Source organism: Streptomyces sp. NPDC048483 (assembly GCF_040651455.1).
Classification (GTDB): Bacteria; Actinomycetota; Actinomycetes; order Streptomycetales; family Streptomycetaceae; genus Streptomyces.
In genome coordinates this window covers 41,140-58,062 of record NZ_JBEZJZ010000048.1, presented here as the reverse complement: position 1 = coordinate 58,062, position 16,923 = coordinate 41,140, and the positions used below count along the sequence as shown (strand labels likewise).

Below are 16,923 nucleotides of genomic sequence, written 5' to 3'. Positions count from 1 at the left end.
TCTTGATGTCGGCCGCCACCCCGGCCGCGGCGCGGGCGCTGAGGAGCGAGCCCAGTACGGCGATGCCCAGTGCGGTGCCCGTCTGGCGGGCGGCGTTGACCGTGGCGGCGGCTGCGCCGGAGCGTTCGCGGGGCACGGTGGACAGGGCGGCGGCGTTGGTCGGGGCGATGGCCAGGCCCATTCCCGCGCCGAGGCCGAGGAAAAGCGCGCCCACCACTGCGTACGGGGTTGTCGGGCTCAGGCAGAGGAGGCCGAGCAGGCCGCCACCGGTCAGGCCGTAGCCGCAGGTCATGACGGTGCGCGGGCCGAATCGGGCGGTCAGCCGGCCGGCCTGGGCGGAGCCGAGCGCGATGGCGAGGGAGTAGGGGAGGAACTTGACGCCGGTCATGGCCGCGGAGGTGTCCTGGACCTGTTGGAGGTAGAGGGACAGGAGGTAGAAGGTGCCGTACGCGCCGAAGCCGAGGACGAAGGAAGCGATGACGGAGACGGTGAAGCGGCGGTCGGTGAAGAGGGAGGTGGGGAGCATCGCGCGGTCGGTGCGGCGTTCCACCGCCACGAATGCGGCGAGGACGACGACGGCCGCGGCGAGCAGGCTGAGGATGAGCGGGTCGTCCCAGCCGCGGCGCCCCGCCTCGATGGTGGCGAAGGTGAACGCGGCCGGCCACACGACGCCGAGGATCTGGCCCAGCGGGTCGGCGGCGGCGTGCCGGGGATCGGCGGACTCCCGGATGCCCTTGGCACCCGCCACCAGCGCTGTCAGGCCGAGCGGGACATTGATCAGGAAGATGTAGGGCCAGCCGGCGGTCTCGGTGAGCAGCCCTCCCAACAGCGGGCCCAGCACGACGGCCAGCGCGCTCACCGCGCCCCACCGGCCGATCATCCGCGCCCGTCGGGCCGGGTCGGGAAAGCCCTGGGCGAGCAACGACAGCGCCCCCGGAGCCAGCGTGGCGGCGCCGATGCCCTGGAGGAGGCGACCGGCGATCAGAGTCCGGCTGTCGGGGGCCAGCGCGCAGAGCGCGGAACTGGCGGTGAAGACGGCGAGGCCGGTCAGGAATGCCTTCTTCCGCCCGAAGCGGTCGCCCAGTGCGCCGCCGGTGAGCATGAACGCCGACAGGCACAGGACATAGCCGTCGACGACCCATTGGACGGCCATGAGCTGGGCGTGCAGGTCGGTCTGTATCGCGGGGAGCGCGACATTGACCACGCTCATGTCCAGCAGGGCCATGAAGGTGCCGAGGAAGACAGCGGCGAGGAGGCCGCGACCGGGCTCGGTGGTGGTGCGTTGCGAGGTGGTGCGCTGAGGGGACACTGCCTGCTCCTGGGGCCGTCTGCTTTCGGGGCACCCACGCTGCCGCCTCAACCCGGGTTGAGGTCAAATAGCGGACATGGAACAGGAGTTGCTGTCGATCGGAAGCGTCGCGGAGCGTTTCGGTGTACCGGTCTCGACGCTGCATTACTGGGAACGGCGGGGCATCGTCCTGCCGACGGAACGCCGTAACGGGCGACGGCACTACGGGCCCCGGGAGGTGCACCGGATAGCGCTGGTCCTCACCTGGCAGGACACCGGGCTGATGAGCCTGGACGAGATCGCCGCCGTACTCGTGGGACGTACCGCCGATGAGGACTGGCGGGACGCTGTCGCCCGCCGCATCGACGAAATCGACGCGCAGGCCGCGAAGTTGGCCGTGGCCAGGGAGTATCTGGCGCACATGCTGCGCTGCCCGCGCGACAATCCGGCCCGCGACTGCCCAGAGCTGCGGGGCGAGGTGGAGCGGCGGCAGGCAGCGCCATGATGCCCAGGCCGCCGCCCGCCCCTCAGGCCTCAGGTCGCAGCCCTCAGTCCTCCCCCTCCAGCTCCCCCTCCGTCTCCAGGAACGCCTCCCGCAGCGCGGCCAGCGTTTCCGCGTCCGGCTTTTCCCACATGCCGCGGGATTCGGCTTCCAGGAGGCGTTCGGCGATGCCGTGCAGGGCCCAGGGGTTGGCGTCCTGGAGGAAGGCGCGGTTGTCGGGGTCGAGGACGTAGGTCTGGGCGAGCTTGTCGTACATCCAGTCGGCGACGACGCCGGTGGTGGCGTCATAGCCGAAGAGGTAGTCGACGGTGGCGGCCAGTTCGAAGGCGCCCTTGTAACCGTGGCGGCGCATCGCCTCGATCCAGCGGGGGTTGACCACTCGGGCGCGGAAGACGCGGGAGGTCTCCTCGACGAGGGAGCGCGTACGGACGGTCTCCGGGCGGGTGGAGTCGCCGATGTAGGCCTCAGGGGCCTTGCCGCCGCGCAGGGCCTTCACCGTGGCGACCATGCCTCCGTGGTACTGGAAGTAGTCGTCGGAGTCGGCGATGTCGTGTTCGCGGGTGTCGGTGTTCTTGGCCGCGACCGCGATGCGCTTGTAGGCGGTTTCCATGTCGTCGCGGGCCGGGCGGCCCTCGAGACCGCGGCCGTACGCATAGCCGCCCCAGACGGTGTAGACCTCGGCGAGGTCCGCGTCGGTACGCCAGTCGCGGGAGTCGATCAGCTGGAGCAGGCCCGCGCCGTACGTTCCCGGACGCGAGCCGAAGATACGGGTGGTGGCGCGGCGTTCGTCGCCGTGGGCGGCGAGGTCGGCCTGGGCGTGGGCCCGGATGAAGTTGTCGGCGGCGGGCTCGTCCAGCCCCGCGGCCAGCCGCACCGCGTCGTCCAGGAGGCCGATGACGTGCGGGAAGGCATCGCGGAAGAAGCCGGAGATGCGCAGGGTGACGTCGATACGGGGGCGGCCCAGCTCGGCGAGCGGGATCACCTCCAGGCCCGATACGCGGCGCGAGGCGTCGTCCCAGACGGGGCGGACGCCGAGCAGGGCCAGGGCTTCCGCGACGTCGTCGCCGCTGGTGCGCATGGCGCTGGTGCCCCACAGGGACAGGCCCACCGACTGCGGCCAGTCGCCGTTGTCGGTGCGGTAGCGCTCCAGGAGGGAGTCGGCGAGGGCCTGGCCGGTCTCCCAGGCGAGGCGGGAGGGGACGGCCTTGGGGTCGACGGAGTAGAAGTTGCGGCCGGTCGGCAGGACGTTGACCAGGCCGCGGAGCGGGGAGCCGGAGGGGCCGGCCGGGACGAAGCCGCCGTTCAGGGCATGGACGGCATGGTCGATTTCGTCGGTGGTGGCGGCCAGGCGGGGGACGACCTGACGGGCGGCGAAGTCGAGGATGTCGACGACCTGCTGACCGTGCCCGGCGGCTACGGAAGCCACCGCGGCCGGGTCCCAGTCGGCGTCCTCCATCGCCTGCACCAGGGCGCGGGCGCGCTCCTCCGCCTCGTCGGCCGTCGTACGGGTCGCCGCGGACTCGTCCAGACCGAGCGCCTCGCGCAGGCCGGGCAGGGCGGTGGTGCCGCCCCAGATCTGGCGGGCCCGCAGGATCGAGAGGACCAGATTGACGCGGGCCTCGCCGGCCGGGGCGCCGCCGAGGACATGCAGCCCGTCGCGGATCTGGGCGTCCTTGACCTCGCACAGCCAGCCGTCGACGTGGAGCAGGAAGTCGTCGAAGCCGTCGTCGTCGGGGCGTTCGTCCATGCCCAGGTCGTGGTCGAGCTTGGCGGCCTGAATGAGGGTCCAGATCTGGGCGCGGATGGCGGGGAGTTTGGCCGGGTCCATGGCGGCGATGGACGCGTACTCGTCCAGGAGCTGTTCCAGGCGGGCGATGTCGCCGTAGGACTCCGCGCGGGCCATCGGCGGGACGAGGTGGTCGACGAGGGTGGCGTGGACGCGGCGCTTGGCCTGGGTGCCCTCGCCGGGGTCGTTGACGAGGAAGGGGTAGATGAGGGGGAGGTCGCCGAGCGCGGCATCGGGGCCGCAGGCGGCGGACAGGCCCGCGTTCTTGCCCGGCAGCCATTCCAGGTTGCCGTGCTTGCCCAGGTGCACCATCGCGTCGGCGCCGAAACCGCCGTCGTCGGCGGAGGCCGCGATCCAGCGGTAGGCCGCCAAGTAGTGGTGCGAGGGCGGCAGATCGGGGTCGTGGTAGATCGCGATCGGGTTCTCGCCGAAGCCGCGCGGCGGCTGGATGACGACGAGGAGATTGCCGCGGCGCAGGGCGGCCAGGACGATGTCGCCGTCGGGGTCGCGGCCGGGCTCGCCCGCGTGGCTGCGGTCGAGGAACATCTCGCCCGGCGGCGGGCCCCAGTGCTGCTCGACGGAGTTACGCAGCTCCTGCGGGAGCGTGGCGTACCAACGGCGGTAGTCCGCGGCCGGGATACGGACCGGGTTGCGGGACAGCTGCTCCTCGGTAAGCCATTCCTGGTCGTGGCCGCCGGCCTCGATGAGGGCGTAGATCAGCTCGTCGCCGTCGCCGGATACGAGGCCGGGGACCTCCTCCGTACCGAAGTCGTAGCCGTCCGCCTGCAGGCGGCGCAGGAGGGCGACGGCGCTGGCCGGGGTGTCCAGGCCGACGGCGTTGCCGATACGGGAGTGCTTGGTGGGGTACGCGGACAAGACCAGCGCCAGGCGCTTCTCGGCGGCCGGGATGTGCCGCAGCCGGGCGTGGCGCACGGCGATACCGGCGACCCGGGCGGCGCGCTCGGGGTCGGCGACGTAGACCGGGAGCCCGTCCTCGTCGACTTCCTTGAAGGAGAACGGGACGGTGATCAGGCGGCCGTCGAACTCCGGGACGGCGATCTGCGAGGCGGCGTCCAGCGGGGAGAGCCCCTCGTCGTTCGCCTCCCAGGCGGCGCGCGAGCCGGTCAGGCACAGCGCCTGGAGGATCGGCACGTCCAGAGCGGCGAGGGCGCCCGCGTCCCAGGACTCGTCGTCGCCGCCCGCCGAGGCCTCGGCGGGCTTGGTGCCGCCCGCGGCGAGGACGGTGGTGACGATGGCGTCGGCGGCGCGGAGCGCGTCGATCAGCTCGGGCTCGGGGGCCCGGAGGGAGGCGACGAAGAGGGGCAGGGGGCGCGCGCCCGCCTCCTCGATCTGCTCGCACAGGGCCGCCACGAAGCCGGTGTTGCCGCTCATGTGGTGGGCGCGGTAGTAGAGCACGGCGACGGTCGGGCCGGTCACGTCCGTACGGGCCGCGCGCTCCAGCGGTCCCCAGGTGGGCGCGGCGGCGGGCGGCTCGAAGCCGTGGCCGGTCAGCAGCACCGTGTCGGAGAGGAAGCGGGCGAGCTGGTCGAGGTTGGCCGGGCCGCCGTGCGCCAGATAGGCGTGCGCCTCCGCGGCGATGCCCACCGGGACCGTGGACTGCTCCATGAGCTGGGCGTCGGGCGCCTGTTCACCGGTGAGGACGACCACCGGCCGGTGCTGGTCCGCGGCGAGCAGCAGGTCCAGGCCCTCCTGCCAGGCGCGGATGCCGCCCAGGAGGCGTACGACGACGAGGTCGGTGCCCTCCAGGAGCGCGGGCAGCTCGTCGAGGTCGAGGCGGGCGGGGTTGGCGAGCCGGTACGGCACGGGCCCGGTCGCAGCGCGGGCGCTGAGCAGGTCGGTGTCGGAGGTCGACAGCAGCAGAAGCATGCGAGCGCAGGCCTTCCTCGGGGTGTCCGCGCCCCGGGTGGTCGTAAGGACGGCGGGAGTTCCTGACTCACCCGGCGGGGGCCGGGTTCACAGTGGCGGGACCGCGCCGGATTCTCACCGGGCTTCCTCCCTCGGGCCCTGGGGCCCGGCGCCGTCGCTGGCGTTCGGCGGGTCAGCCGACCCACCGACCTGCATAGTAAGGGCTGCGCCGCGGGTACGGGAGAGCACCTGCGAACCCGTCGCCACGGGTGGCTCCGCCCCCGGATCCGGGGTGCGCCGTCGTCGGTATGCTCGCCGCCATGCCGCCCTCCCCCTCGCCGCGCCCCCACAGGGCCGAACCGCCCGTACGGGACCGCGGTGACGCCTGCCCGGGAGCGCTGCGGCTGCACTCCGCCGCGGACGGCCACCTGGCCCGAGTGCGGCTTCCCGCCGGAGACTTGACGGCAGCTCAGGCGACGGCGCTGGGTGACGCCGCGGACCGGCTCGGCGACGGTCACCTCTCCCTGACGTCCCGGGGGAACGTCGAACTCCGCGGCCTGCCGGACGGCTGCGGCGCCCCGCTCGCCGACCTGCTCCGCGACGCCGGCCTGCTCCCCTCCGCACGCCACGAACGCATCCGCAACATCCTCGCCTCCCCGCTGGCAGGACTCGACCCTCACACCCCTTCTGACGTGCGGTTGTGGGCCCGGCAGCTGGATGCGCTGCTGTGCGCGAGCGCCTCGGCCCCGGCCCTTTCCGGCCGGTTTCTGTTCGTCCTGGACGGCGGGCAGGGCGATGTGGCCGGGCTGGGCGGGGATGTGAGCTTGGTCGCAGAGGCGGACCGCTCCGGGGCGGACCGTGGGGCGCTGCTGCGCGTCGGGGACGATCCGGCGGCGGTACGGGTCGCCGGGGCCGATGCGCCGCGGGCCGCGCTGGCCGCGGCGGAGGCGTTCCTCGCCGCCGCGGAGGCGAGCGGGACGGGCGCCTGGCGGGTGCGCGAACTTCCGGCCGGGCATGCTCTGACGGCACGAGGGGTGACGGAGCGGCTGCGGGAGGCGGGCATCGAGGCGGAGCATGTGGCGGACTGCGCGGACGACCTCGCCCCCGCCACCAGCCCTCCCCTCCCCGGCATCGTCGAAAGCCCCGACGGCCGCCGCGCCCTCTCCGTCCTGGCTCCGCTCGGCCGCCTCACCGTCGCCCAGTGGCGCCTGCTGACCGCCATGGCCGCCGACCACGGCACCGGCGAACTCCGCCTCACCCCCTGGCGCGGCGTCATCGTCCCGGGCGTCCCGGCCGCGACCGCCGCCTCCCGGCTGCGCGAACTGGCCGCCGCCGGGCTGATCACCGACCCCGACTCCCCCTGGCACCGGATCAGCGCCTGCACCGGCCTCCCCGGCTGCGCCAAGTCCCGTACCGATGTCCGCGCCGACGCCACGCACGCCCTCACCACCGACGCCGTCCCCGCCCCCGCGGACGGCGCCGGCCTCCCCGTCCACTGGTCGGGATGCGAGCGCCGCTGCGGCCATCCGCAGGGGGGCGCATGGGTCGACGTACTGGCCGACGCCGGCGCCGAGGGCGGCTACCGGGCACCCGTCGTACGCCCCACACCCGTACGCCCGACGCCGGTACGCCCCGAAACCGTCCCCGGAACTCCGCTCCCGCAGCACCACCACAACCACCCCGTCCCCACCCCCCGTCCCCACCACCCCGAGGCGCAGTGACGTGACAGAGTTCGACTACGAGAAGGACGGCGCGGCGATATACCGCCAGTCCTTCGCCACCATCCGCGCCGAGGCGGACCTCACGGGCCTGCCCGCCGATGTCAGCCAGGTCGCGGTCCGGATGATCCACGCCTGCGGCATGGTCGACCTCGTACGCGATCTCGCCTTCACCCCGGGAGTGGTGGCGAGTGCCCGCGCCGCGCTCCGCGCCGGCGCGCCGATCCTGTGCGACGCCAACATGGTGGCCAGCGGCGTGACCCGTAAGCGGCTGCCCGCGGACAACGACGTCGTGTGCACACTCACCGACCCGTCCGTCCCGGACCTGGCCGCCCGGATGGGCACCACCCGCAGCGCCGCCGCCATGGAACTGTGGCGCGACCGCCTGGACGGCTCCGTGGTCGCGATCGGCAACGCGCCCACCTCCCTCTTCCGCCTCCTGGAGATGATCGGGGAGGGCGCGCCCCGCCCCGCCGCCGTCATCGGCATTCCCGTCGGCTTCATCGGTGCGGCCGAATCCAAGGACGCGCTGATCGCCCACCCGTCGAAGCTGGACCACATCGTGGTGCGCGGCCGGCGCGGCGGCAGCGCCATGACCGCGGCCGCGATCAACGCCATAGCGAGCGAGGAAGAATAAGCGTGAGCGAGCAGCAGGCCACCGGCCGTACCACCGGCCGTCTGTACGGCGTGGGGCTGGGCCCCGGCGACCCGTCCCTGATGACCGTACGAGCCGTACAGGTCATCGCCCAAGCGGAGGTGGTGGCGTACCACAGCGCCCGGCACGGACGCTCCATCGCCCGCTCCATCGCCGCCGAGCACCTGCGCCCCGACCACATCGAGGAGGCGCTGGTCTACCCGGTCACCACCGAGTCGACCGACCACCCCGGTGGCTACCGGGGCGCGCTGGACGAGTTCTACGAATCCGCGGCGGCGCGCCTGGCCGCCCACCTCGACGCCGGGCGCACCGTCGCCGTCATCTCCGAGGGCGACCCGCTCTTCTACGGCTCCTACCAGCACATGCACAAGCGGCTGGCCGACCGCTACCCGACCGAGGTCATCCCCGGCGTCACCTCGATCAGCGCCGCCGCGGCCCGCCTGGGCACACCCCTCGCCGAGGCCGACGAGGTGCTGACGATCCTGCCCGGCACGCTCCCGGAGGAAGAACTGACGGCCCGCCTGGCCGCCACCGACGCCGCCGTCGTGATGAAGCTGGGCCGCACCTTCCCCACCGTCCGCCGCGCCATGGAGCGCTCGGGCCGGATGGCGGAGGCGCGTTACGTCGAACGCGCCACCATGCCCGGCGAACGCACCGGCACCCTCTCTTCCGTCGACTCCGACACCGTCCCGTACTTCTCGGTGGCCGTCGTCCCCAGCCGTATCGCGAACCCGCCGGCGCCCGCCTCTCAGGGCGAGGTGGTCGTCGTCGGCACCGGCCCGGCCGGCCCCCTCTGGCTCACCCCGGAGTCCCGTGGCGCCCTGGCCGCCGCCGAGGACCTCGTCGGCTACACCACCTACCTCGACCGCGTCCCGGTGCGCCCCGGCCAGCGCCGCCACGGCTCCGACAACAAGGTCGAGTCCGAACGCGCCGAACTCGCCCTGGACCTGGCCCGCCGCGGCCGTCGGGTGGCCGTGGTCTCCGGCGGCGACCCCGGCATCTTCGCCATGGCGACGGCGGTCCTCGAGGTCGCCTCCCAGGACCCCTACCGCTCCATCCCCGTACGCGTCCTCCCCGGCGTCACCGCCGCCAACGCCGCCGCGGCCCGCGCCGGCGCCCCCCTGGGCCACGACTACGCGGTCATCTCCCTCTCCGATCGCCTCAAGCCCTGGGAAGTCATCGCCGAACGCCTGCGCTCCGCGGTGGCCGCCGACCTGGTCCTGGCCCTCTACAACCCCGGTTCCCGCAGCCGCAATTGGCAGGTCGCCAAGGCCCGCGAACTCCTCCTGGAACACCGCGCCCCCGACACCCCGGTCGTCCTCGGCCGTGACGTGGGCGGCCCCGAGGAATCCGTCCGCACCATCCGCCTCGCCGACCTCGACCCGACCCAGGTCGACATGCGCACCATCCTGCTCGTCGGCTCGTCGCAGACGCAGGCGGTACGGCGGGATGACGGGACGGACAAGGACGTGGTGTGGACGCCGCGGAGGTACCCGGAGGGCTGAGGGACGGACGGCCCTATCTCCGGGGTGGGGCCGTCGGCTCGGTCATGATCGCGTTGAAGTACAGATCGCGTTGAAGTACAGGAACGCCGACAGCTCATAGCCCGAATCCCCGGTCGCCCCCGCGTGCCGGAGACACCACAGCTGGGCCTCCTCCGGATCGGCCGTATCCGGGGAGCGCTCCTGGCACGACAAACACCTGCCGAGGTAGCGCACGGGCATGGCGGGCATGCTGGCCAGCGTCCACTCGACGAACCGCAACCGCTCACTCATCACACGCTCACCTCCACGCCGTGGGTGGGGCCGGGGTCGAAGTAGAGGCCGTGTGCTGCCATCCGCAGCGCGCGTCGCTGCTGTGCTTCCTCCCATTGCTCGTGCGCGGTGACGTAGGGGCGGACGAGTCTGCTGTCTTCGCCCCGCAAGATCGAGGCGTGTGCGCGCGGCCGACGCGCCGTCGGCGGATTCACGCGCCGCGGTACGGAGGGGGGCGGCAGGGAGCACGACACGGGGGACCGGTGCCGCCCGGAGCCGGGTAACAGAAGCCGCAGCAGCGGCTCGAAGAGCTTCGCGATGGCTCGGATCACGCCGTCCACTCCGCCGGGTCCTCGGTGACGGCCGCGCCCTTGACGATGACCTCCGCAAGCGCGTGCACCACCGGGGCGGAGACCTGCCCCAGGTTCACGAACCCGTACCTCGGCGGGCGGCCGGCCCCCTCCGGCGCGATGTCCATGGCGGGGAACTGAATGCCCGCCTTCCTCAGGGCGGCGGCCAACGCATCGCGCGCCGCCTCCGCCTCTCGGATCTTCGATCCCATCGGATGCACTCCCCATACGTCTTGCGTCTTGCTGCCCGGCTGGTTTCCAGCGGGCGATTTCGCTGTTCAGAAACAGAGTTGGGCAGCGGTGCGTACAGTCGCCAGTAGCCAGACGGTGACGAAGCGTGTGTCACAAAAGGAGTTAACCCATGGGCAGCGCCTACGGAGATTGGCTCAAGCAGAAGCGCGAGGAAGCCGGCCTGACCCAGCAGGAACTCGCCGATGCGGCGGTGATGACCCGCTCCCACATCTCGCACATCGAGGCGGGGCGCAGGATCCCGTCCAAGGAGGACGCACGGCGGCTGGACCAGGCTCTGAACACGGGGAATGTGCTCAGCAGCTTTCTGCCGAAGGATGACTCCGCGATTGCCGATCACTTCACGGTGGCGCTTCAGCTGGAGCGACAGGCCAAGGCAATTCGCGAGTTCGGGATCTCCCTCGTGCCCGGACTCCTCCAGACGGAAGGGTACGCACGTGCGGTGATGCGGACCGCGTTCCCTCCGTGGAGTGACGAGGAATGTGACAGGCTCGTCGTCACACGGCTTGAGCGCGCAAAGATCCTCGCCAACCCGGTAACGCCTGCCGTGTGGGCGCTTCTGGACGAGTCGGTGCTGCGTCGCCCGGTCGGCGGCCCGGAGATCATGGCGGAACAGATCACGCACATCATCGACTTGGTCGAAGCCAGCCGTGTACGGGTGCATGTGCTCCCCTTCGGCTTGGGCGCTCACCCACTCATGCAGGGCATGGTGACGTTGATGTGGTTCGAGGACCAGCCACCAGCGGGCTATACGGAAGGAATGCAAACCGGCAAGCTGATCGATTCCCCAGCCATGGTGGAACGGCTCCGGGGAACTTACGATCTCGCATTGGCCGATGCACTGCCGCTGCGAGAGTCACTTGCCCTGATGAGGGCAACAGCGAAGGAATACCAAAACCATGACTGAACGCATCATCCAGGACGCTGCCTCGTGGAGCGGCTGGCGCAAGTCGTCGTACAGCGCGAACGAAGGGGGTACGTGCATCGAGATCTTGGATGGCTACCCCTCCGGCGTCCCCGTCCGCGACTCCAAGAACCCACACGGCCCCGCCGTAATCTTCTCGACGGAGAGCTGGTCGTCGTTCATAGCCACCGTCAAGGAATGACAACGACCATGGCTGAGCACACCATCCCCGAAGCCGCGAGACTGAACGGCTGGCGGAAGTCGTCATACAGCGACAACGAAGGGGCCAGCTGCATCGAGGTCCTGGACAACTACCCCTCCGGCGTCCCCGTCCGCGACTCCAGGAACCCACACGGCCCCGCCCTGGTCCTCCCGGCGCACAGCTGGTCGTCATTCATCACCGCCGTCAAGAGCGGGAAGCTCTCCGCCTGAGGGCAGGGCCGGCCCCGCTGAGGGCAGGGCCGGCTCCGGGGGCACGGCTCAGCTGTCGTTGCCGCGTGTGAAGTGGAAGATGCCCCAGGTGAGGTGCTTGTTGCGGCCGCCGTCGATCCAGTGGCCGAGGCCCTTTTTCATTTGGGTGAGGTAGTCGTGGCTGACCTTTCTGGCCAGTCCTTCGGCCTCTTGGTGCCCGGTCTCCTCAAGGACGCGTGCGTAGTGGGTCACCAATTGCTCGCGGTGTTCCTCCAGGCCGCCGCCGACGGGGGTGAAGCCGAGGCGCGTCAGCTCGCGGGTGTAGAAGGCCGGTGAGCCCATGTCGTCCAGGTGGATGCGGTCGAGAATCGGCTGCAGCACGCCGTTGGGGCAGTCGTCCGCCGCCATCGGGTCGGTGAAGATCAGGCTGCCGCCGGGCCGCAGGACACGCGCGATCTCCTCCAGCACCTGGACGCGGTTCCCGCTGTGCAGGAAGGCGTCCTGGGACCAGATCACATCGACCGAGGCGTCCGGGTACGGAATGTTCTCGAAGGACCCGTCCACGACCTCGATGCTGCCAGTGAGATCGCGGGCCGAATTCAGCTCCCTGTGGCGCTGGTTCTCCACCTCGCTGAGGTTGAGCGCGAGGACCCGGCAGCCGTACGTCTCGGCCAGATACCGTGCCGAGCCGCCGAATCCCGAGCCGAGGTCGAGCACCACGGATTCCTTGGTGAGTTCCAGTTTCGAGGCCATCCGCTCGACGGTGCGCCGGCTGGCGTCCGCGATCGGCTCCCCGGGGCGCCCGTAAAGGCCGATGTGGATGTCCTCGCCGCCCCACACCGTGGCGTAGAAAGTGTCGGCGTCGGACGAGTTGTAGTAGCTGCGGGCGGTGCTCACCGCGCCGGTGTACTGCCCCTCCTGCTCGTCGTCCGTCCGGTATTCCTTCTCCGCGACATGCACGAAGAAGTCCGGCTGCTCACCTCGGTAGGTGTGCTGGAAGTCGCCGTAGGTCTCGATTCGCTGGAATCCCACGTCGGACATCAGCCGACGGGTGTATTCCTTGCGCAGCGGGAACATGTTGAGGTGGTACACGGAGTCGTCCGGGAATCCGTACCGCATACGGCACAGCCCCTCGTCGACATACTCCGGCGCCACCGCGACATCCTCACCGCAGTAGTAATACGTGTGCTTGCTGGTGTACCCGTCGTCCAGAATGGCGTCGTAATTGCGCTGGTCCAGGACGAGGATTCCGTCGTGCTTGAGCATCGCGTAGAACTCGGCCAGCGCCTTGCGCCGGTCGCGCTCCGAGAAGAGATGCGTGAAGGAGTTGCCGAGGCAGACGATGGCGTCGTACTCGCCGTGGACGTCCCGGTTGAGCCAGCGCCAGTCCGCCTGGACGACGCGCATGACGTGGCCGCCCTCGCGCATGCCGTTCGCGAAGGCCATTGCCAGCATTTCCGCGCTGCCGTCCGCGCTGACGGTTTCGAATCCCGCTGCCAGCAGCCGTACGGAGTGAAATCCGGTTCCGGTCGCGACGTCGAGCACGCTCTTCACGCCCCGCTTGCGCAGCAGGTCGATGAAGAAATTGCCCTCGCTCTCCGCCCTCCTCTCCCAATCTATGAGCGAGTCCCATTTCTCGACGAAGCTGGGGACGTACTCCTCGGTGTAGTGCCCGGTTTCTCGTACTTCAACGGGATTGTCGCCGAATTCTTGGGCCGATTGCACGGTGATGAGGAACCCTTCCGTTGCGAGGGATCATGCCGTGGCGCGGCATCCCAGGACAGCAGGGCTCAGGCCCTCGGGAGCCGCATGGTCTGAGCCTTCAGCTATCCAGGGTCGAGAGGTCCATGCCTCCACGTTTTGTATACGGAGCGGGAGGTGACTCCCATAGCGGTCTTGGCCAGCGTCTTTCGGGTCTGAGATTTTCTGAGATTCGCTGAGGTTCGCTGAGGTTCGCTGAGGTTCTCTGAGAATCTCAGAGATCTTTTGGTGCTGCGCCGTCAGTCGACGACGAGGCTCCGCAACCAGGCGGCGGCCGCCGCCGGGTCCGGCGCGACCGGTACGTCCTTCGGCGCCGGCGGACGGGTCACGACCACCACCGGAATGCCCGCCTCCCGCGCCGCCGTCAGCTTGGCTGCGGTGGCCGCGGCGCCGCTGTCCTTTGTCACGAGGGTGTCGATGCGGTGATGGCGGAGCAGGTCCCGTTCGCCTTCCAGGGTGAAGGGGCCGCGATCCAAAACCGTGGCCATCCGGGGCGGGTACGGCGGCTCGGGCGCGTCCACCGAGCGGACGAGGAACCAGGGGTCGGTGAGGTGGGCGAAGTGGGCGAGGCCCATGCGGCCGGTGGTGAGGAAGATGCGGGTGCCGGGGAGGGTGGGGAGGGTGGCGGCGGCCTCGTCGAGGGAGGCGACCGGGTGCCAGTCGTCCCCCGGGCCCGGTACCCAGCCGGGACGGCGGAGGGCCAGCAGGGGAACATGGGCGGTGGCAGCGGCCTCGGCCGCGTGGTGACTGATCGTGTCGGCGAAAGGATGGGTGGCGTCGATGAGCGCGTCCACCGCGTGCTCGCGCAGCCAGCGGGCGAGGCCCTCGGGGCCGCCGAACCCGCCGATGCGGACCTCGGAGTCGGGCAGGCGGGGCGCGGCGACCCGGCCCGCCAGCGAGGTCGTCACGCGCAGGCCCGGCTCCGCTGCCAGGGTGGCGGCGAGGAGGCGGGCCTCCGTTGTGCCGCCGAGGATCAGGACGTGGCGGGGTGCGTGGGACATGAGTGGCGGGTTCCTCCATGGCTGAAGCGCAATCGAAGGGTACGGGGCGCGGGGGCCGGGCGGCCCAGCTCGCGCATACGGGGCTGCGGCACGGCTGGACGACCGGCGCCTGTGCGACGGCGGCGAGTACGGCCGCGTACACGGCGCTGCTGAGCGGCGACTTCCCGGATCCGGTGACGATCACGCTGCCCAAGGGGCAGACACCGTCCTTCGCGCTCGCGGTGGAGGAATGGGCGGCCGACCGGAGCAGCACCATGGCCGGGGTGGTGAAGGATGCGGGCGATGATCCGGATGTGACGCACGGGGCGCTGGTGCGGGCAAGGGTGCGGGCGCTGCCGGCCGGGTCGGGCCTCGTATTCAAAGCCGGGCCCGGTGTCGGGACCGTCACCCGGCCCGGGTTGCCGCTGGAGGTCGGCGAGCCCGCGATCAATCCCGTACCGCGGCAGATGATGCGGGAGCATCTGGCGGCGGTGGCCGAACGGTACGGAAGGGTGACCGCGGACGTCGAGGTGGAGATTTCGGTCGACCACGGCGAGGAGATCGCGCGCAGTACGTGGAACCCCCGGCTGGGGATTCTGGGCGGGCTGTCCATCCTCGGGACCACCGGGATCGTCGTCCCGTACTCCTGCTCCGCCTGGATCGACTCCATCCGGCGTGGGGTGGATGTGGCGCGGGCGGCGGGGCGGCGGCATGTGGCGGGATGTACGGGGTCGACGTCGGAGAAGGTCGCGGTTGCCCTGCATCACCTGCCCGAGGACGCCCTGCTGGACATGGGGGACTTCGCGGGGGCGGTGCTGAAGTACATCCGGCGGCATCCGGTCGACCGGCTCACCGTCTGCGGCGGCTTCGCCAAGCTGTCCAAGCTGGCGGCCGGGCACCTGGATCTGCATTCGGCGCGGTCCCAGGTGGACAAGGGCTTTCTGGCCGAGCTGGCGCGGCAGGGCGGGGCCGGGGACGAGCTGGCGCGCGCCGTCGCCGAGGCCAACACCGGGCTTGCCGCACTCCAGTTGTGTGACGCGGCGGGTGTGCCGCTGGGCGACCTGGTGGCGGCGACGGCGCGGGACGAGGCGCTGGCGGTGCTGCGCGGCGCCCCGGTGGCCGTCGATGTCATCTGCATCGACCGGGCGGGGATGGTGGTGGGGCGGGCGGAGCCGCGGGGGCCGGGGGCTCCTGGCTAGTCGCCGAGCCTGACCGCGATGCCGTCGAGCACGTAGTCGAGGCCCGTCTCGAACTGCCAGGCCGCGTCGTCCTTGCGCCCGGCCCCGAGGGCGTAGCGCCGGTAGGTCGGGTAGCGGCCGGTCTCCATCAGATAGGTCATCTGGGGCGCGAGTGCGCGGCGCGTCTCGTCGCCGCTGGCCCAGCCGTTGTCCTCCATGTACTGGCGCAGCGCCACCTCGGACTGCGTCGCGCCGTGCACATAGGCGTTGACCGCGCGGAAGGCGGCCATCATCGTGTCGGTGTCCATGCCGTGGCCGTCGAGCGCGGCCAGTTGGCGTTCCGCGGCCGCCATCCGGTTCGGCGTCAGCACGAAGTGCAGCGTGGGCAGCTGGGCGAGCCAGGGGTGCCGCAGCACCATGGCGCGGTTGCCCAGCGCGTAGGCGCGCAGGACATCGCGCCAGCCCGTCACCTCGTCGGGGACGGTGCGTTCGGTCATGACCTGGTCGACCATCAGCGCCCACAGGTCGTCCTTGCCCGAGACATGGCGGTACGCGGCCATGGGCGCGACGCCCAGCTCGGTGGCGAGGCGGCGCATGGTGACGGCGGCGAAGCCCTCGGCGTCGGCGACCCGCACCGCCACGGCGGCGATCTTCTGCGGCGTCAGTGCGGCGCGGGGAGCGGCGGCGGGGCGCTCCAGGCGCTCCCACAGCACGGGCGCATCCGCGTTCCTGCTCTTCTTCTGGGCTGCCACGTGTGGGCTCCTCTCCGGCCAGCCGTTCGTGTACAGCGTATCGCCAGTAGACGACGTACACATCGACGTGTACGTTGTACGCAGCTCGTGTACGGCGTACACGTCAAACACGCCGTACACATCAGGCCGTACACATCAGGGGGATTCCCATGAGCAAGCAGATGCAGCAACTCCGCGTCGCCGTCGTCGTCGGCAGCACCCGGGAGGGCCGCTTCGCGCCCGTCGTCACCCGGTGGATCAAGGGCCACCTCGAAGGGCGCGACGATATGAGCGTCGACGTCGTCGACCTGGCCGAGACCCCGCTGCCCACCGTTCTGCCGGCCTTCGGGCAGCCGGCGGCGCCCGGCACCAAGGAGGCGCTCGCGCTGGTCTCGCCGCGCCTGGCGGCGGCCGACGCGTTCGTGTTCGTCACGCCGGAGTACAACCACAGCTTCCCGGCACCCCTGAAGAACGCCATCGACTGGCACAACGAGCAGTGGCACGCCAAGCCGGTCGGCTTCGTCTCCTACGGCGGCATCTCGGGCGGCCTGCGCGCGGTCGAGCAGCTCCGCCTCGTCATGGCGGAGCTGCATGCGACCACCCTCCGCAACACGGTCAGCCTCCACAACGCCTGGGGCCTGTTCGACGAGGAGTACGCGATGAAGGACGCGCAGAGCGACGCCGCGGCCAAGGTGATGCTGGACCAGCTCGCCTGGTGGGGCCAGGCGCTGCGGGACGCCAGGGCCGCCCGTCCGTACGCCGCCTGACCTGCGTCAACACCCTGGGAGAA

At 71.2% G+C, this 16,923-nt stretch carries 17 protein-coding genes and 1 riboswitch; of the genes, 9 read left to right on the top strand and 8 right to left on the bottom strand.

Annotation, left to right across the window (positions count from 1 at the left end; translation table 11 throughout):
- Positions 1-1,309, bottom strand: a 1,309-nt coding sequence (locus AB0D04_RS23530; protein ID WP_362706549.1) for an MFS transporter, incomplete at its 3' end; no start/stop codon positions are given.
- A 76-nt stretch (positions 1,310-1,385) separates the two neighbouring features.
- Here AB0D04_RS23530 and AB0D04_RS23525 point away from each other — a divergent pair.
- The gene (locus AB0D04_RS23525; protein WP_362706547.1) at positions 1,386-1,793 is read left to right on the top strand and encodes a MerR family transcriptional regulator; all 408 of its coding nucleotides are present in this window, start codon (positions 1,386-1,388) and stop codon (positions 1,791-1,793) included.
- Between the two features lie 43 nt (positions 1,794-1,836).
- On the opposite strand, the gene cobN is transcribed toward AB0D04_RS23525, so the two are convergent.
- The gene (cobN, locus tag AB0D04_RS23520; protein ID WP_362706546.1) at positions 1,837-5,463 is read right to left on the bottom strand and encodes a cobaltochelatase subunit CobN; all 3,627 of its coding nucleotides are present in this window, start codon (positions 5,461-5,463) and stop codon (positions 1,837-1,839) included.
- 56 nt (positions 5,464-5,519) lie between these two features.
- Positions 5,520-5,592: riboswitch (cobalamin riboswitch) on the bottom strand.
- A 158-nt stretch (positions 5,593-5,750) separates the two neighbouring features.
- Between cobN and cobG the strand changes: the two genes are divergently transcribed.
- The 3 genes from cobG to AB0D04_RS23505 are packed head-to-tail and all read left to right on the top strand — an operon-like array spanning position 5,751 to position 9,320.
- Positions 5,751-7,163, top strand: a complete 1,413-nt coding sequence (cobG, locus tag AB0D04_RS23515; protein WP_362706544.1) for a precorrin-3B synthase — start codon at positions 5,751-5,753, stop codon at positions 7,161-7,163.
- Position 7,164: 1 nt separating this feature from the next.
- Positions 7,165-7,797 (top strand): precorrin-8X methylmutase, encoded by a 633-nt coding sequence (locus tag AB0D04_RS23510; RefSeq protein WP_362706542.1) that lies wholly within the window; start codon positions 7,165-7,167, stop codon positions 7,795-7,797.
- 2 nt (positions 7,798-7,799) lie between these two features.
- Positions 7,800-9,320 carry a precorrin-2 C(20)-methyltransferase gene (locus AB0D04_RS23505; RefSeq protein WP_362706539.1) on the top strand — a complete coding sequence of 507 codons (1,521 nt, stop codon included), beginning with the start codon at positions 7,800-7,802 and terminating at the stop codon, positions 9,318-9,320.
- 42 nt (positions 9,321-9,362) lie between these two features.
- Here AB0D04_RS23505 and AB0D04_RS23500 read toward each other — a convergent pair whose 3' ends face one another.
- From AB0D04_RS23500 to AB0D04_RS23490, 3 genes are read right to left on the bottom strand one after another with little or no spacing between them, the layout of a single operon-like run.
- Entirely contained in the window at positions 9,363-9,590 is a 228-nt protein-coding gene (locus AB0D04_RS23500) for a hypothetical protein (RefSeq protein WP_362706538.1), read from the bottom strand.
- Entirely contained in the window at positions 9,590-9,901 is a 312-nt protein-coding gene (locus AB0D04_RS23495; RefSeq protein WP_362706535.1) for a hypothetical protein, read from the bottom strand. The genes AB0D04_RS23500 and AB0D04_RS23495 overlap by 1 nt, the downstream gene beginning before the upstream one ends.
- Positions 9,898-10,131 (bottom strand): hypothetical protein, encoded by a 234-nt coding sequence (locus AB0D04_RS23490; protein WP_362706532.1) that lies wholly within the window; start codon positions 10,129-10,131, stop codon positions 9,898-9,900. The genes AB0D04_RS23495 and AB0D04_RS23490 overlap by 4 nt, the downstream gene beginning before the upstream one ends.
- A gap of 149 nt (positions 10,132-10,280) precedes the next feature.
- Between AB0D04_RS23490 and AB0D04_RS23485 the strand changes: the two genes are divergently transcribed.
- From AB0D04_RS23485 to AB0D04_RS23475, 3 genes are read left to right on the top strand one after another with little or no spacing between them, the layout of a single operon-like run.
- The gene (locus tag AB0D04_RS23485; RefSeq protein WP_362706530.1) at positions 10,281-11,075 is read left to right on the top strand and encodes a helix-turn-helix transcriptional regulator; all 795 of its coding nucleotides are present in this window, start codon (positions 10,281-10,283) and stop codon (positions 11,073-11,075) included.
- Complete coding sequence (locus tag AB0D04_RS23480; protein ID WP_362706527.1) at positions 11,068-11,274, top strand: DUF397 domain-containing protein; 207 nt, start codon at positions 11,068-11,070, stop codon at positions 11,272-11,274. The genes AB0D04_RS23485 and AB0D04_RS23480 overlap by 8 nt, the downstream gene beginning before the upstream one ends.
- 8 nt (positions 11,275-11,282) lie before the next feature.
- Entirely contained in the window at positions 11,283-11,504 is a 222-nt protein-coding gene (locus AB0D04_RS23475) for a DUF397 domain-containing protein (protein ID WP_362706525.1), read from the top strand.
- A 48-nt stretch (positions 11,505-11,552) separates the two neighbouring features.
- On the opposite strand, the gene AB0D04_RS23470 is transcribed toward AB0D04_RS23475, so the two are convergent.
- Both AB0D04_RS23470 and AB0D04_RS23465 read right to left on the bottom strand, forming a co-directional pair.
- Positions 11,553-13,052, bottom strand: a complete 1,500-nt coding sequence (locus tag AB0D04_RS23470) for a methyltransferase domain-containing protein (RefSeq protein WP_362706556.1) — start codon at positions 13,050-13,052, stop codon at positions 11,553-11,555.
- A 431-nt stretch (positions 13,053-13,483) separates the two neighbouring features.
- Positions 13,484-14,245: a cobalt-precorrin-6A reductase gene (locus AB0D04_RS23465; protein WP_362706523.1), complete on the bottom strand. Its 762-nt coding sequence runs from the start codon at positions 14,243-14,245 to the stop codon at positions 13,484-13,486.
- Positions 14,246-14,262: 17 nt separating this feature from the next.
- Between AB0D04_RS23465 and AB0D04_RS23460 the strand changes: the two genes are divergently transcribed.
- A complete protein-coding gene (locus AB0D04_RS23460) occupies positions 14,263-15,423 on the top strand; it encodes a cobalt-precorrin-5B (C(1))-methyltransferase (RefSeq protein ID WP_362706521.1) in 1,161 nt (386 codons plus the stop codon).
- Here AB0D04_RS23460 and AB0D04_RS23455 read toward each other — a convergent pair.
- The gene (locus AB0D04_RS23455) at positions 15,420-16,154 is read right to left on the bottom strand and encodes a TetR/AcrR family transcriptional regulator (protein ID WP_362706519.1); all 735 of its coding nucleotides are present in this window, start codon (positions 16,152-16,154) and stop codon (positions 15,420-15,422) included. The two genes, AB0D04_RS23460 and AB0D04_RS23455, sit on opposite strands and share 4 nt — an antisense overlap.
- A 149-nt stretch (positions 16,155-16,303) precedes the next feature.
- Between AB0D04_RS23455 and AB0D04_RS23450 the strand changes: the two genes are divergently transcribed.
- A complete protein-coding gene (locus tag AB0D04_RS23450; RefSeq protein ID WP_362706517.1) occupies positions 16,304-16,900 on the top strand; it encodes an NAD(P)H-dependent oxidoreductase in 597 nt (198 codons plus the stop codon).
- The last annotated feature ends 23 nt before the right edge of the window (positions 16,901-16,923 follow it).